At 55.6% G+C, this 14,220-nt stretch carries 15 protein-coding genes; 7 read left to right on the forward strand and 8 right to left on the reverse strand.

The window, feature by feature from the left end; all coding sequences use genetic code 11:
* Window positions 1–22: 22 nt before the first annotated feature.
* From BV390_RS10975 to BV390_RS10985, 3 genes are all read left to right on the forward strand, one after another.
* Entirely contained in the window at window positions 23–508 is a 486-nt protein-coding gene (locus BV390_RS10975; protein WP_032687701.1) for a DUF2938 family protein, read from the forward strand.
* Window positions 509–662: 154 nt separating this feature from the next.
* Entirely contained in the window at window positions 663–1,721 is a 1,059-nt protein-coding gene (gene yncE / locus BV390_RS10980) for a 7-bladed beta-propeller protein YncE (protein ID WP_085396927.1), read from the forward strand.
* Between the two features lie 28 nt (window positions 1,722–1,749).
* Window positions 1,750–3,729 carry a TonB-dependent receptor domain-containing protein gene (locus tag BV390_RS10985; protein ID WP_046852473.1) on the forward strand — a complete coding sequence of 660 codons (1,980 nt, stop codon included), beginning with the start codon at window positions 1,750–1,752 and terminating at the stop codon, window positions 3,727–3,729.
* A gap of 51 nt (window positions 3,730–3,780) precedes the next feature.
* Here the strand turns inward: BV390_RS10985 and tolA are convergent, their stop codons facing one another.
* On the reverse strand, window positions 3,781–4,209 hold the full coding sequence (tolA, locus tag BV390_RS10990; RefSeq protein WP_046852474.1) for a cell envelope integrity protein TolA: 429 nt from the start codon (window positions 4,207–4,209) through the stop codon (window positions 3,781–3,783).
* Here tolA and BV390_RS31810 point away from each other — a divergent pair.
* Window positions 4,208–4,342 carry a hypothetical protein gene (locus BV390_RS31810; protein ID WP_255379526.1) on the forward strand — a complete coding sequence of 45 codons (135 nt, stop codon included), beginning with the start codon at window positions 4,208–4,210 and terminating at the stop codon, window positions 4,340–4,342. The two genes, tolA and BV390_RS31810, sit on opposite strands and share 2 nt — an antisense overlap.
* A gap of 31 nt (window positions 4,343–4,373) precedes the next feature.
* On the opposite strand, the gene BV390_RS10995 is transcribed toward BV390_RS31810, so the two are convergent.
* From BV390_RS10995 to BV390_RS11020, 6 genes are all read right to left on the reverse strand, one after another.
* Window positions 4,374–5,486: a M20 family metallopeptidase gene (locus tag BV390_RS10995; RefSeq protein ID WP_047664926.1), complete on the reverse strand. Its 1,113-nt coding sequence runs from the start codon at window positions 5,484–5,486 to the stop codon at window positions 4,374–4,376.
* The gene (locus BV390_RS11000; protein WP_032687608.1) at window positions 5,486–6,241 is read right to left on the reverse strand and encodes a glutamine amidotransferase; all 756 of its coding nucleotides are present in this window, start codon (window positions 6,239–6,241) and stop codon (window positions 5,486–5,488) included. Before BV390_RS11000 ends, BV390_RS10995 begins: the two co-directional genes overlap by 1 nt.
* Before the next feature lie 13 nt (window positions 6,242–6,254).
* Window positions 6,255–7,334: a phosphotriesterase family protein gene (locus BV390_RS11005; protein ID WP_032687609.1), complete on the reverse strand. Its 1,080-nt coding sequence runs from the start codon at window positions 7,332–7,334 to the stop codon at window positions 6,255–6,257.
* A gap of 7 nt (window positions 7,335–7,341) precedes the next feature.
* The gene (locus BV390_RS11010) at window positions 7,342–8,343 is read right to left on the reverse strand and encodes an ABC transporter permease (protein WP_163921496.1); all 1,002 of its coding nucleotides are present in this window, start codon (window positions 8,341–8,343) and stop codon (window positions 7,342–7,344) included.
* An 18-nt stretch (window positions 8,344–8,361) separates the two neighbouring features.
* Complete coding sequence (locus BV390_RS11015; RefSeq protein ID WP_162180094.1) at window positions 8,362–9,108, reverse strand: ATP-binding cassette domain-containing protein; 747 nt, start codon at window positions 9,106–9,108, stop codon at window positions 8,362–8,364.
* A gap of 380 nt (window positions 9,109–9,488) precedes the next feature.
* Entirely contained in the window at window positions 9,489–10,511 is a 1,023-nt protein-coding gene (locus tag BV390_RS11020; RefSeq protein WP_032687612.1) for a LacI family DNA-binding transcriptional regulator, read from the reverse strand.
* A gap of 344 nt (window positions 10,512–10,855) precedes the next feature.
* On the opposite strand from BV390_RS11020, the gene BV390_RS11025 reads away from it, so the two are divergent.
* Window positions 10,856–11,809 (forward strand): ABC transporter substrate-binding protein, encoded by a 954-nt coding sequence (locus BV390_RS11025; protein ID WP_032687613.1) that lies wholly within the window; start codon window positions 10,856–10,858, stop codon window positions 11,807–11,809.
* A 1-nt stretch (window position 11,810) separates the two neighbouring features.
* Here the strand turns inward: BV390_RS11025 and BV390_RS11030 are convergent, their stop codons facing one another.
* Complete coding sequence (locus tag BV390_RS11030) at window positions 11,811–12,683, reverse strand: PfkB family carbohydrate kinase (protein ID WP_049264319.1); 873 nt, start codon at window positions 12,681–12,683, stop codon at window positions 11,811–11,813.
* 26 nt (window positions 12,684–12,709) lie between these two features.
* On the opposite strand from BV390_RS11030, the gene BV390_RS11035 reads away from it, so the two are divergent.
* On the forward strand, window positions 12,710–13,555 hold the full coding sequence (locus BV390_RS11035; RefSeq protein WP_032696149.1) for a BtpA/SgcQ family protein: 846 nt from the start codon (window positions 12,710–12,712) through the stop codon (window positions 13,553–13,555).
* A complete protein-coding gene (locus BV390_RS11040) occupies window positions 13,555–14,199 on the forward strand; it encodes a TenA family protein (RefSeq protein WP_032687619.1) in 645 nt (214 codons plus the stop codon). Before BV390_RS11035 ends, BV390_RS11040 begins: the two co-directional genes overlap by 1 nt.
* Window positions 14,200–14,220 lie beyond the last annotated feature (21 nt).

Below are 14,220 nucleotides of genomic sequence, written 5' to 3' on the forward strand. Positions count from 1 at the left end.
CCACGAGGAGCAGACATTGGATATGATGATTTTCTTTAAAACGGCCATCACCGGCATTGGCGCAACGCTGGTGATGGATTTATGGTCACTTTTACAAAAATACCTGCTCAAAGTACCGCCGCTAAACTATGCGCTGGTTGGGCGCTGGATTTTATGGTTGCCCAGAGGAAAGTACTGGCATCATACGATTGCCTCAACGCCGCGAATACAAGGGGAGATGTTCACCGGCTGGGTGTTTCACTACCTGATCGGGGTCATTTTTGCTTTTGTACCGCTTATGCTCAGCGCAACCGTCTGGCTCAGCGAGCCCTCACTGAACATCGGTATTCTGGCCGGTTTGTCGACTTTATTCGCACCGTTCATGATTCTACAGCCCGCATTTGGTTTTGGTATCGCGGCATCACGCACCCCTCGTCCCTGGCTGGCGCGTCTGCTCAGTCTGCTCACGCATCTGGCGTATGGGGGAGGGCTGTATATCGCGGCCCTGATGATCAACGCCTGGGGATAACACCTTTTCGTCAGCTCCGCTTCACCCGCGTACAGCGCTGCGGCTTCCATGACAACACAAAAAATGGTAGGGAATATGGAGATAAATGCAATTGCAAATGATATTTATTTTCATTAGTGTTTGCATTCCGTAAGTTACTGTAAAGAAAAATTACATGTCTATCGTATCCCTGAAGAAAGCAACGCTTTGCGCGCTGGCCATTTCATCTTCCCTGCATGTTGTCTCTGCCTCGGCTAAGGATTTTACCGAGCAGGCATTCCGCTCACAGCCTCTTGGTCACGGCGTTTATGAACTGGCTTATGATAACCGTCAGAAGGTGCTCTATGCCGCCTCCGCGCCCTCGTTTGATAAAGATAAAACGACGGGAATAGTGTTTCGACTGGCGGCCGATTCTCTGCAGATTAATCAGAAAATCGCCACCGAACGGCGCACCTTTGCGCTTTCTCTGGATGAAGAAAACCATATCCTGTACTTGGGCAATGCCCTGGATGGTTCGCTAACGCTGGTGGATACGCTGACCAATAAGGTGATCAAAACTATTCAGCTAAGCGATGATTCGGATCCTGAGAAACAGGCTCACGTCCGTGAAGTGGTGCTGGATAAGCCAAATCAACGTCTGTATGTATCCGGAATCGGGCGCAAAGACAAAGGGCTGCTGTGGGTTGTCGATACGCGCAAGCAGCAGCTTATTGAAACGCTGAATCATGTCGAACCGGTGGGGTTTGCCGTTGATGACGCGGGTAACAAAGTTTATGTGGTGACCGGCAACGGGGAGTTGGTTACCCTCGATGGTAAAACGTCGAAGCTCCTTGCCCGCGTGAAGGTTGACCCGGCTGAACCTGACCATTATTTCCTCAATATCGCCCTGAACAGCGCCGCAGGAGTTGGGTATATCGCTGATACCAATACCCGCGATGTGCTGGTGGTGCGGCTGGACTCCGGCAAGCTGGTGGATCGTATTGCCTCGCCGAATTCGGTCGCCGTGCTCTATAACGCCGCGCGCGATGAAATCTACGTTACCCATCGCAACGATCGCTCGATTAGCGTCATCGACGCGAAAACCTATCATCTCAAACACACGATCAAAACGGCGGCCATGCCCAACAGTCTGGTGCTTTCTGCGGATGCCGGAACGCTTTATGTCAGCGTTAAACAGGACGAAAAAAGCGACCAGCCCGACTACGTTCTCAAGATTGATCTAACTAAATTCTAAGGACTTTTTTGTGACGATTAAGACACACATGGAGGTGGCGATTGCGCTCGCCTTCGTCAATCTGCCTGCGGCGGCATACGCCGCAGATAGCGCCGCCGTAAACGAAGAGCAGATGGTAGTCACCGCCACGGGTTTCAGCCAGGAGAGGCGCGAGGCGCCGGCGACGATCTCGGTGCTGGATGAGAAGGCGCTGAATACCCGTTCCAATCAGAATGTAGCGGAAGCGTTGCGCGAGATGCCAGGCGTGCTGGTGGGCAACGGTCACGGCAGTCTGGCGACCGGTGATGTACAGATGCGCGGTATGGATTCGACCTATACCTCGTTTATGGTGAACGGTATTAAGCAGTCTACCCGCGAATCCCGTCCTTACGGGCATCACATTGGTAGCGAAGCGGCTTTTATGCCGCCGCTGGCTGCCATTGAGCGGGTTGAGGTCATACGCGGGCCCATGTCCTCGCTGTATGGCTCTGACTCCATTGGCGGCGTGGTCAACGTCATCACCAAAAAGGCCTGGAACCTCGAAAAATGGACGGGGGTGCTGGAGGATAATTACTTCCTGCAGGAAAAAAGTGAATACGGCAACACTAATCAGACCAACGCCTTCTTAATGGGGCCTGTTATCCCAGGCAAACTCGGGGTCAGCGTGGGCGCCGATTATCTTGATCGCCGCGATGATGACAGCCCAACCAAAGAGCGTTTCGTGAAGCATCAGGCCGGGAATCTGGACGCCACCATTTCTCTGTCGCCAATTGATACGCAGCTTTGGGATTTGAATGTCGCCAAAGGCAATCAGGAGAAAACCCATAACGATAAAGCGTGGTACTGGGGTTTTGACCGCGATGCGGCCTCGCTTTCACAGCATGCCTGGTACGCTGATGATCTGGTGGAGGTGAAGAACTTTATCAGCTACGAGAAGGCCCGCACGGAGTACCGCGTGCCCGGGATGGATTCGCAATTTATTAAGCAGAATAATTTTGAGGCCAATAGCGCGAACACCTTTACTCTGGCCGATCACAAGCTGACGTTAGGCGTTAACTTCACGCGCAATGAGCTGAATGACACCTTCGGTATTGCGGATAAGCAGGCGCCCGGCGTCACCCCGGTGAGTAAAATTACCCGTCATGGCTGGGCGGTTTTTGCGGAAGACGCATGGATGATAGTGCCGGACTTTACGCTGACTACCTCTGCGCGCCTGGATCATGATAGCTACTTTGGCTATCACGTCACGCCTAAGCTGTATGGTAACTGGACCCTCGACGAAACCTGGGCGCTGAAGGGGGGCGTCTCTGCGGGTTATAAAAAACCGGATTTACGTCAGAACAACGCCGGTTTTACCAGCGTCTATGGTGCTTATCCCTATTCAGAGATTGGCATCGGCAACGACGATCTGAAGCCGGAACAGAGCATCAACACCGAACTGGGCGTGTACTGGCAGCATGACGCGCTGGCGCTGGATGCGACTCTTTTCCATACCAAATTTAAAGATAAAATCAGCGACCATACCATCTGTACCTCATCTGCCACCCAGCAGTGTCAGTACAATGGCTATACCGCTGATAGCGTATCGCAATATATTAACGTCGGAGATGCGGAGATCTACGGTCTGGAGCTGAACGGCGACTGGCAGCTGACCGCGGCGCTGAAGGCGAACGCCAACTATACCTATACCCACAGTGAACAGAAAAGCGGTGAGTATAAGGGCTATGCGCTAAATGATTTCCCGAGCAGTATGGCCAACGTTTCGCTGACGTGGAATACCACTTCCGATCTGGAGCTGTGGACGAAGGCGAGCTGGCGCAGCAACTCGCCGGATATCGGCAAATCCAGCTCAACGGATGCCTATGCGCTGGTGGATTTAGGCGCCCGTTACCATCTGAATAAACAGGTTACGTTGATGAGCGGTATCTACAATCTGTTTGATGTCAATCCGGTTTACACCACCGCCTACAGGCAGACCGCGATGCTGGAAGGGCGGCGCTATAATTTCGGCGGCCGCGTGGAGTTCTGAATGTGAGGCAGGGGTCGAATGGCCCCTGCGAAACGATGGCAGACAGCCCTGTCAGGGGCGGAAATCCACAACGGCATTGTTGAATGTCTGATAGGTTTCTTCATCAGGCGCTGGCGGAATCTGCGCTTCCTTTAGCGCGGATATAATTTTCGCGCAAAATGCCGGATCGCCATGCGCTACCGTTGGATTCTGTACCTTCCCGTCACGCTGGAGCGTGAGGCGCACGGAGCATTGTTGCCCCTGATACGACTGCGGCCGATCTATTTTAGCGAAGATAGCCGTTCTGACCTGCATCAGATAGCGTGAGACATTGGCCTGCGGCGAATTATTTGCACCCATTTGATAATCGCGAAACATCTTATCCACTTCTGCAGATAATTGAGCCTCTTCAGCGCTATCCGGCACAGAAGTGGTGCCCGAGCAGGCGGTAAGGAGTAAAGAGAGGAGACAAAAGAGTGCGGGGCTGGGTCTCAGGGTCATGGCATACCTCCTTGTCTGGGATGATAAATTCCGCGTGCCAGGTGGACATCTTCTGCTATTCAGCGATGGTATTCAAACGTTAATCAGCGAGTATGCCTGCGGTGGTTTGACCGCAGGCATGATTATTGTGTGACACTGTCACTTTTTATGCGGACGCCAGCAGGCTACCGCATCCAGTCGCCGATAATTTCTCCGTACAGCTGTTCCGCTTCCTCCAGCCGGCTGAGCAGGCAGTACTCATCGGTTTGATGAGCCAGAGACGGCTCGCCGGGGCCGAGAATAATACAGGGCGGGTTGCCCAGCGCGGGCAGCAGCAGGGAGGCGTCGGTAAAGTAGGGAACCACGCGCGGCGCAAGCGGCCGATCGTGCAGCGGCTGGCAGCGCTGATAAACCTGCTTTATCCATGCGTGATCCTCTTCGCTCAGTACCGCGGGTAAGTCCACCAATGTGGACACCGTGACGCTCTCGCCAAGCAGCGTGGTCAATCGCTGGCGGATGGTGGCATGCTGTAAATTGGGCGCACTACGGATATCGACATCAAAACGCGTGCGGTCCGGCACGGAATTAATATTTAACCCGCCTTCGATACGTCCGACATTAAGAGTCGGCTGCTTCATCAGCGGATGCGGCGCGCCGGGTGAAAAATGTTGAATCTTGCCCAGCGCATCCGCCGCCAGATAGATAGCATTAATCCCCAGTTCCGGCATCGCGCCGTGGGCGGTTTTCCCCCGCGTTTCACAACGTAGCCAGAGGGCGCCTTTGTGGCCGATAACCGGGTAATTGGCGGTGGGCTCGCCGACGATCAGCGCCCCGATGTCCGGCAACGTCGCGGAGGCGATCAGCGCCCGGGCGCCGTCGCACCCGGTTTCTTCCCCTCCGGTAATCAGCAATACCGCACCGCTGCCGGCGAGAATCGTTTCCCGCTGATGAATACAGGCGACGGCAAACGCCGCCACCGCTGCTTTCATATCGCTGGAGCCGCGTCCATAAAGACGCCCGTCCTCCGTCTGCGAACCGAAAGGATCGTATCGCCACTGCGCATTACCGAGCGGCACGGTATCCAGATGGCCAGTAAAGGCCAACGGTTTACCGGCTGTCGTCCCGGGCAGCCAGGCGATCAGATTGCTGCGTCCCTCGCCGAACGACGACAGCGAAACCGCAAAGCCGCGGTGTTGAAGCCAGTCGGCAAAGAACCGCATGCAGTCAGCTTCGCGACCCGGCGGGTTAATGGTGTTAAAGCCCAGCAGCTGCCGGGCCAGTTGAAGAGTCGTGGTCATCAGCCGCGTTCCGTCAGCCAGTCAAGACAGTTGATCCACAGCTGGCGATAGCCGGGCCATTTGGCAAACTCTTCCGGCAGCCAGTGCGCGGACATATCGCTGGTCCACACCAGTGAGCGACCCTGTTGATATTCGCGAACGGCCAGCAGCGGATGACCGGTACCGGCGACCGTGGCCAGCAGCTTGCCTTGCGGATGCATTTCCACTTCGTTATAACCCAGCAGCCACGGCCATTCGCCAGGAATGTCGTTAAACAGGGCGTGAGCTTCGATCACTTCGGCATAGCAACCTTCCGGGGTTTCAATACGATCGTCCCATGCCAGGCAGCGGACCGGCAGAACTTTCTCCACAGCGGTATGGCGATAGCGCGCGCCGCCGTTAATTCCCTGGAAGCTGTAATAACCACCAATCATCATCAGCGCGCCGCCGGCGGCAACGTAGTCATGGATCAGCGTCAGCCGGTTGGCGGTGCGCCGGCTTTTCAGCCAGGTATCCGGATGCAGCAGCAGCGTATTGGCGCCGATATCCGAGAGAATAATCGCATCCCACTGCCGCAGCGCTTCCTGAGTCAGCGGGAAGTCGGTCGCCGCCGCGTGGGCGGGCATATAGGTGATCGCGTAATGACTGTCCGCAAGCGCGGCCAGAAAATCCGTTGCGCCGGTATGCCAGGTGGCGGTGGCAAACTGATCGAAGCCTTTAACGTGTGTTGAAGTGCTGGTCCAGGATTCCCCGACCAGTAAGATTTTTTTCTGCATTATGATTTTCCTTTTATCCGCCAAAGACCCGTTGGGGATTGCCAATCATCAAGGTTTCAAGCTGTTCGCCGCTGACGCCGTGGCGCCGCAGACGAGGAACAAAATGCTTGAGTATGTAGCCGTAACCGTGGCCGCCGTAGCGGGTGAGCATGGTTTTCAGGAACACATCCTGCGACAGCAAAATCTGCTGGAGATAGCCATCGTCAATCAGCTCGCGAATCGCGCGGGCGTTCTCCTCGTCGGAAGGCGACTGCGCCGATTCGTCGGCGTAGTAATAGCTCATGCCGATCATGTCGTATTCGAGAAACGCTCCGCGCTGCGCCAGTTCGCGCTGATAGCGCTTATCGGCAAAGCTTGGATTCATATGACACAGCACCGTATGGCGGAGATCGGCGCCTTCCTGTTCGAGAATATCCAGCACCCGGTGACCCAGTCTCTCCCAGCCCGGCAGATGGACCTCAATCGGCACGCCGGTCGCGGCGCTGGCCCGACCCGCAGCGCGCAGGGACTTCTCTTCATCCGCCGTAAAGCGACTGGAGATACCGATTTCGCCGATAAGCCCGGCGAGCACTTCCGGTTTCTCCTCCGCGCCACCAACATCGTAAATCAGCCGTTCGGCCAGCTGTTCGACGCTGCTGGTTTTTACCCATTCGGGGTGTGAAGGCTCCAGATAGAGGCCGGTACCCATAATAATGTTCAGACCGGTCAGACGCGCGATGCGCGCCAGCGCGTTGGGATCGCGGCCAATGCCGATATTGGTCGGGTCGACCACCGTTTCCCCGCCAAGCGCACGATATTTGGTCAGCTCTTCAATCGCGACGTCGACGTCAAACAGCTGGCAGTTATCACGGCTCATGAGCGGGTTCAGCGCCAGTTCGCCAAGGTTTTCCATCTTCACCGGCATTTCGGCGAGATGGCGATCGCTACAGCAGCAGGGCGGCACCCATTTGCCGGAAGCGTCCAGCAAAATATGCTCATGCATCAGCGTGACGCCCATCTCGCTAATCGGCAGCGGGCCAAGCACCGTCATGACGTAACCGCTGCTGACGCCGACCGGCAGCGGGGAGGGATGGCGAAAAATTGATCCTTTCATCAGCTATCTATCCTTTTGCCGCCGAGCGCGTGGGATTGAGAATGCGGGTGTTCAGCCAGATTGCCAGCAGGATGATCGTGCCGGTGGCTATCTGGGTGTAGAACGGCGAAATATGCGACAGGATCAGCCCGTTCTGAATCACCGCAATCGACAGCGCGCCGAGGAGCGTGCCGATAATGGTACCGAAGCCGCCAAACAGGCTGGTACTGCCGAGCACCACGGCGGCGATGACCTGCAGTTCAAAGCCCTCGCCCTGGTTGGAGGAGCCGCTGCCGAGGCGTGCGGTAATAATCATTCCTGCCAGCGCGGCGGCCATTCCGCTGATGATATAGACCTTCATGGTCACCGCTTTGGTGTTAATCCCGCTGCGTCGCGCGCCTTCGGCATTGGCGCCGATCGCCGTGACGTAGCGGCCAAAGCGCATATGGTTAAGAACGATATGCCCGATAACCAGAACCATAATGCCAATCAGCGCGGGCATGGGGATCCCCACGACCCAGGCGCGCCCTATAAAGGTAAACAGGCTGTCAGCGGGAAGCGGAATCGAATAGCCCTGGGTGACCAGTAGCGCGATGCCGCGCACAACGGCGAGGGTGGCGAGGGTGACGATAAACGCCGGAATGCCTTCATAGGCAATAAAGAAGCCGTTAATGGCGCCGACTAATCCGCCGAGCAGCAGGCCGCCGAGCAGTACCACCGGCCACGGCAGCCCCCAGTTGTTGAGGGCGATAGCGGAAAGCGCGCCGACTAACGCGAGGGTGGAGCCCACCGACAGGTCAATGCCGCCGGTGGTAATCACCAGGGTCATTGCGGTTGCGACGATCAGCAGCGGGGCGCTCTGACGGATGATATTCAGCCAGTTGGTGCCGGTGAGGAAATTGCTGGTGATCAGTGAAAACACCACGCAACAGAAGATAAAAAACAGCGCGATGCTCACCACGCCCGAGTGGTTATGCAGCAGGCGGCGCGGCAGCGAATGCTGGATCATGCGGGAGCTGCTTAAGTTCATGATACTCATCCTGTTACCTCAATGTGCAGCCGCAGAGCGGGCGGTGAATTTTTCGCCCACAATCAGGTTAACGATATCGCTCAGGCTGGTGTCGGCCACCCGCCGGTCGGCGACGTTGGTCCCTTCATACATCACCATGATCCGGTCACAGACCAGGAACAGGTCCTGCAGGCGGTGGGTAATCAGAATGACGCTCACGCCGCGAGCGGAAACGCGACGAATAAGCTCCAGAACCGCTTCGACTTCCGCGACGGCCAGCGCGGCGGTGGGCTCGTCCATGATCAGCACCTTCGGGTCAAAAGCCGCCGCGCGGGCGATGGCAATGGCCTGGCGCTGACCGCCGGAAAGATTTCGCACCAGCAGACGAGTATCGGGAATGGAAATTCCCAGTCCTTTTAGCATCTCCCGGGCATCGGCGTGCATTCTGGCTTCGTCGAGAAAGGGGATGCCGAGAACCGATTTCATCGGCTCGCGACCCATAAACAGATTGCCCGCAACGTCGACCGTGTCGCAAAGCGACAGATCCTGATACACCATCTCGATATGGCAGCGGCGAGAATCGGCCGGATTAGTAAACTGGTGCTGTTCACCGTCGATACGAATCGTGCCGCTGGAGGGGATCACCGCGCCAGATAACACTTTGGTCAGGGTCGATTTCCCCGCGCCGTTATCGCCCACTAATCCCAGCACCTCGCCCGGAGCCAGCTCCAGGTTGACTCCGCGCAATGAACGTATCGACCCGTAGGTCTTGGTGATATTGATCATCTCCACCCTTGGCGGGGTAGTTTGTGGCTGCTGCATCTGATAACTCCCATCGCTATTGCCGGGAAAATGTTCGCCATCCTGTGTGAGAGACCCCATCCGACACGGTTTACATTCTAGTAAACCGGTTTACCTGCGGAGTGGAGTACTCACCAACACAGTCTGGTCAAACGCTATGTAAGATATTTGTTCGCCAGTAAGAACATTGCAGCATCCGTGCCAGGGCAGGAACAACACAGCAGCCCTGTGACTTAACCTTATGTAATAAATAGAGTTTCTTGATTACATTCCGGTAAACCGGTTTACTGATTATAGTGAAGAGATAGTGAGTTGAACGTTTTTTGCGCCAAAACTGGGCGCTTTTGCGCCATTTTGGGACGCGCTTAACAAATCTTGATCGAGTCGCGGCCAATCCATTCAACCGGCAGACGGGTTTCCGCCGGGATATCTTTGTCGTCGTTGAGCAAGCGCATCATGATATTCACCGCGGTGCGGCCCAGCTCCCGGGCGGGCTGGCGGATAGTTGAAATCCGCGGCTGGGTGAAATCGGCATAGCTGGCGTCATCGAAGCCGACTAACGACAGCGCCTCCGGCGCCTGTAGTCCGCTGGCGCGCAGCCCGTCGAGCAGGCCAAGCACCAGATAATCGCTGGCGGCGAAGACGGCAGTAGGGCGAACCGGCTGACTAAACAGATACTGCAGCGCCTGTTGGCCGAACTCGCGCTGGTAGTCGCCGTACATAACCCATTCGGCGGGCCAGCTCAGACCGGCCTGCTCCATCGCGGTGCAAAAGCCCTGATAGCGTTCGCGAACGCTCATCAGCTTGTCCGGGCCGCCAACGAAAGCGATATGGCGATGCCCGGCGGCGATCAGCTTTTCGGTGGCAATTCGCCCGCCCTGGACGTTATCGGCAAAGACTTTGGGGACCTTACTGCCGGGAATATCCTCATCCAGCAGCACAATGCGTTCGTGGCGCTGAACCTCTTTGCGTAGCAGGCCGTTATCGGGGCGGTTAGTGGTGAACAGCAGACCATCGACCTGGCAGGTATCCAGCCAGCGTATAAACTGACACTCTTTTTCCGGGTTATTACGGGTGATACACAGCACCAGGCTGTAGCCGTGGGCAGAGGCGGCTTCTTCGGCGGCATCGGCCAGTTCGGCAAAGAAGGGGTTGGTGATATCGGGTAGCACCAGGCCGAGGGTTTCGCTTCCGCCTTTACTCAGACGGCGTGCGAGGCTATTACCGCGATAGTCCAGTTCGCGTATTGCCGTTTCAATGCGGTCGATGGTTTCCTGTGGCAGCACAATACTGTTGTTCATATAGCGTGACAGGGTAGCCTTCGACAGGCCCGCCAGCTTTGCCACGTCGGATAATAATACGCGTTTTATACTCATTTCCTGCGCCATTTCTGCCAGAATCGGCTATCTGTAACATAGTTAAGCGCGCTGGATACAGCAATTTCTCGGCTAACAATACCCTGAAATAAATGCTTGACAAATTTTAAATGGCGGAGAATTGTATAGGCAGTTTACCGCATCATCCGGGAAGTCATTCCCAAACCCGTTTAACTCATTCCAGTCGCGCACCGACACGGACCGGTTGCCGGAATGAAATTAAGCAGGTCCAGCCGAACGGTCGAAGATCGTTCTGGCCCTATAGACGATATTTGCCCGCCAAAAAAATAATCCTTCTGCGTTCGCATGCGGCGCGGAACTCTGCTGGCTATCAACTATTCCCGACGAGGATACTGATGATGTTATTTAACACCGGAAAACTGCGTTTTATTGCTGTAGCAACAACGATGCTGGCATCAATGAGTTTTATTTCTGCCGCCAGTGCCGCCGCTCCAACTTATGCGCTGGTACAGATCAATCAGCAGGCTCTGTTTTTTAATCTGATGAATAAAGGCGCGCAGGATGCAGCAAAAGCCAGCGGTAAGGATTTAGTTATTTTTAACTCGAACGACAATCCCGTCGCGCAAAACGACGCGATTGAAAACTATATTCAACAAGGTGTGAAGGGCATTCTGGTTGCCGCTATCGACGTTAACGGAATTATGCCCGCGGTAAAAGAAGCCGCTGCCGCTAACATTCCTGTGATTGCGATTGATGCCGTATTACCGGCCGGGCCTCAGGCGGCTCAGGTCGGCGTTGATAATATCGAAGGCGGCAGAATCATTGGCCAGTATTTTGTTGACTACGTGCAAAAAGAGATGGGAGGCCAGGCGCGGCTGGGTATTGTCGGCGCCCTGAACTCGGCGATTCAGAACCAGCGGCAGAAAGGGTTCGAAGAGACGCTGAAAAGCAATCCGAAGATTACCATCGCTAACGTTGTCGACGGGCAGAACGTGCAGGATAAAGCCATGACCGCGGCGGAAAACCTGATCACCGGTAACCCGGATCTGACGGCTATCTATGCCACCGGTGAACCCGCGCTGCTCGGCGCCATTGCCGCCGTGGAAAACCAGGGGCGCCAGAAGGATATTAAAGTCTTTGGCTGGGATCTGACGGCGAAGGCGATTTCCGGTATTGACGGCGGATACGTCACCGCCGTACTGCAACAGGACCCGGAAAAAATGGGGGCCGAAGCCCTCAAGGCGCTGAACAGCATTACCTCGGGTAAAACCGTGCCGAAAACCATTCTGGTTCCGGCTACGGTGGTGACCAAAGCGAACGTTGATACCTACCGCTCGCTGTTTAAGTAGGTCAGTGCGCGCCGTCCGTGTCTAACAGGGCGGCGAGTTGCCGGGCATCGGGAAAGGCGCTGAGCGTCCCCCGGCGGCTCACGGTAATGGCGGCAGCACGGCTGGCATGGGCCAGCGCCAGATCATCCGGCTCAACGTCGCGCAGTAGCGCAGACGCCAGCATCACGGCGAGGAACGTATCGCCCGCGCCGGTGGTATCTCGCGCCTCGGCGGGGGCCGCGGGGCAAAACTGGCGCTGGCCATCGCGGACCAGCCAGGCGCCTGCAGCCCCCTGGGTAATCACTAAGGTTTTCACCCCGTAAGGCTGAAGCAGTTCAGCCTCTGATTCATTGACCACCGCGATGTCGATAAGCGGCCACAGATGACAAAAGTCAGGATTGACGGGTGAGGGGTTGAATACCGTTGTCATACCGTGGGTTTTGGCGTACTGGAATAGCGCCCGAGTTTTGTCCAGGGAGAAATTGCCCTGCTGTAACAGAATATCGCCCGCAGCGGCATCAGCGATGTGCGCAATAATATCATCAAGGCGGAATGTATCGGCGGCGGCGGTAGTGGTAATGATCGCATTATCACCATCAGCGCTATTTAAAATAATCGAGGTATCGCTATGCAGGTTAAAATGGCAGTCGGGTAGTAGCGTCAGAGATTCATTTTTTATCCGCTGGCGGATCCAGATTCCGTTGCTGTCATTTCCCGTGGCGGCAATTAATCGCGTATCTATTCCGCAGCGGGATAATATAATCGCCTGATTCGCGCCTTTGCCGCCGATATCCTGCGAAATTTTAACACCATGAATTGAAGTGCCTTTTTTTGGTATATCCGAAACAGACCAGGTTTCATCTACGGTAATATTGCCGGTAACGTAAACACGCATAGTGTTCCCTTAACAGGATGGATAAGATGGTTGCTATCTCAGCAGAAAAAACGAATGCAATACAAGCTATTTTTTCACGTAGTAAGGTTGTTATAGGTGTTATTCATTGCGATCCTTTTCCCGGCGCGCCTAAATATCGAGGGAAATCAGTGAGTGATATTGTTGAGCGTGCGCTTCGTGACGCAGAAAATTATATTTCTGGAGGCGTTCATGGACTGATTGTTGAAAATCATGGCGATATCCCTTTTTCCAAACCCGAGGATATCGGTCATGAAACCTCGGCGCTGATGGCGGTCATTACCGAGAAAGTTCGCGAGCGTTTTGGCGTACCGTTGGGAATTAATGTATTGGCCAACGCTGCGATTCCGGCGATGGCTATCGCCCTGGCGGGGGGGGCCGATTTCGTGCGCGTCAATCAGTGGGCCAATGCTTATATCGCCAACGAAGGGTTTATTGAAGGGGCGGCGGCTAAGGCGCTGCGCTATCGCAGTATGCTGCGTGCTGAGCATATTCGCGTCTTTGCCGATAGCCACGTTAAGCACGGTAGCCATGCTATCGTTGCCGATCGTTCGATTCAGGAGCTGACTCGCGATGTGGACTTTTTCGAGGCGGACGCGGTGATTGCCACGGGGCAGCGTACCGGCGATAGCGCCACGATGGCGGAAATTGATGAGATTCGCGCGGCGACAGAGCTACCGTTGTTAGTGGGCTCGGGGGTGACGCCAGCCAATGTCAGCCAGATCCTCGGACGAACTCAGGGGGTGATTGTGGCCAGCACCATGAAGGTTGATGGCGTCTGGTGGAACGACGTTGAGCTGGCCCGGGTTAAGCATTTTATGTCTATCGCCCAGGCTGCGCTGGAGGAGGCCTAATGGAGGCGTTTAGCGAGCGGCTGCTGCGCGAACATCAGCAGGTCTGGCAGACGATGCAGAGGCACCGTTTTGTGGTTGATATTGAACACGATCGTTTGCCGACAACCGTATTCAATCGCTATCTGGTGTTTGAGGGCAACTTTGTCGCTACGGCTATCGCCATTTTCGCCCTCGGGGTCAGCAAGGCGCCGAATATTCAGCAACAGCGCTGGCTAATCAACGTACTGAACGCCCTGGTAGACACCCAGATTTCGTGGTTTGAACAGGTATTGGCAGAACGGCGGATCTCTCCCGCGGATTATCCGCACGATTTGCCAGGCGTGCAGCGCTTTCGCGACGGCATGCTGCAGACAGCCCGGTTGGGCAACTATGAACAGATCATTACCATGATGTTCGGTGCGGAATGGATGTACTACTCCTGGTGCCGGGGGGCGAGTGAGCATCGCCAGAGCGATGCTGACGTCAGGCGCTGGGTGGAAATGCACGCGGAGGACGACTTTTATCAGCAGGCTCTCTGGCTGAAGAACGAACTCGATCGCTGCGCCATGGCGCTGAGTGAAAACGAAAAGCAGGCGCTGTCTGCGCTTTATGGCGATGTGCTGCAGTGGGAAATTGATTTCCATCACGCTGCGTACGAGGATTAGCCGCGAGGTCAATAACAGGGG

This window comes from Klebsiella sp. YJ (genome assembly GCF_002108615.1).
Classification (GTDB): Bacteria; Pseudomonadota; Gammaproteobacteria; order Enterobacterales; family Enterobacteriaceae; genus Klebsiella; species Klebsiella planticola.

Excerpts from the sequence above, each read along its gene's own strand:
- BV390_RS11035 (WP_032696149.1), top strand. The coding sequence starts at position 12,710 with ATGGTTGCTATCTCAGCAGAAAAAACGAATGCAATACAAGCTATTTTT.
- BV390_RS10975 (WP_032687701.1), top strand. The coding sequence starts at position 23 with ATGATGATTTTCTTTAAAACGGCCATCACCGGCATTGGCGCAACGCTG.
- tolA (WP_046852474.1), bottom strand. The coding sequence starts at position 4,209 with ATGACCCTGAGACCCAGCCCCGCACTCTTTTGTCTCCTCTCTTTACTC.
- BV390_RS31810 (WP_255379526.1), top strand. The coding sequence starts at position 4,208 with ATGGCATACCTCCTTGTCTGGGATGATAAATTCCGCGTGCCAGGTGGA.
- BV390_RS11025 (WP_032687613.1), top strand. The coding sequence starts at position 10,856 with ATGATGTTATTTAACACCGGAAAACTGCGTTTTATTGCTGTAGCAACA.
- BV390_RS10995 (WP_047664926.1), bottom strand. The coding sequence starts at position 5,486 with ATGACCACGACTCTTCAACTGGCCCGGCAGCTGCTGGGCTTTAACACC.
- BV390_RS11010 (WP_163921496.1), bottom strand. The coding sequence starts at position 8,343 with ATGAACTTAAGCAGCTCCCGCATGATCCAGCATTCGCTGCCGCGCCGC.
- BV390_RS11000 (WP_032687608.1), bottom strand. The coding sequence starts at position 6,241 with ATGCAGAAAAAAATCTTACTGGTCGGGGAATCCTGGACCAGCACTTCA.
- BV390_RS11005 (WP_032687609.1), bottom strand. The coding sequence starts at position 7,334 with ATGAAAGGATCAATTTTTCGCCATCCCTCCCCGCTGCCGGTCGGCGTC.
- BV390_RS11020 (WP_032687612.1), bottom strand. The coding sequence starts at position 10,511 with ATGGCGCAGGAAATGAGTATAAAACGCGTATTATTATCCGACGTGGCA.
- BV390_RS10985 (WP_046852473.1), top strand. The coding sequence starts at position 1,750 with ATGGAGGTGGCGATTGCGCTCGCCTTCGTCAATCTGCCTGCGGCGGCA.
- BV390_RS11015 (WP_162180094.1), bottom strand. The coding sequence starts at position 9,108 with ATGATCAATATCACCAAGACCTACGGGTCGATACGTTCATTGCGCGGA.
- BV390_RS11030 (WP_049264319.1), bottom strand. The coding sequence starts at position 12,683 with ATGCGTGTTTACGTTACCGGCAATATTACCGTAGATGAAACCTGGTCT.
- BV390_RS11040 (WP_032687619.1), top strand. The coding sequence starts at position 13,555 with ATGGAGGCGTTTAGCGAGCGGCTGCTGCGCGAACATCAGCAGGTCTGG.
- yncE (WP_085396927.1), top strand. The coding sequence starts at position 663 with ATGTCTATCGTATCCCTGAAGAAAGCAACGCTTTGCGCGCTGGCCATT.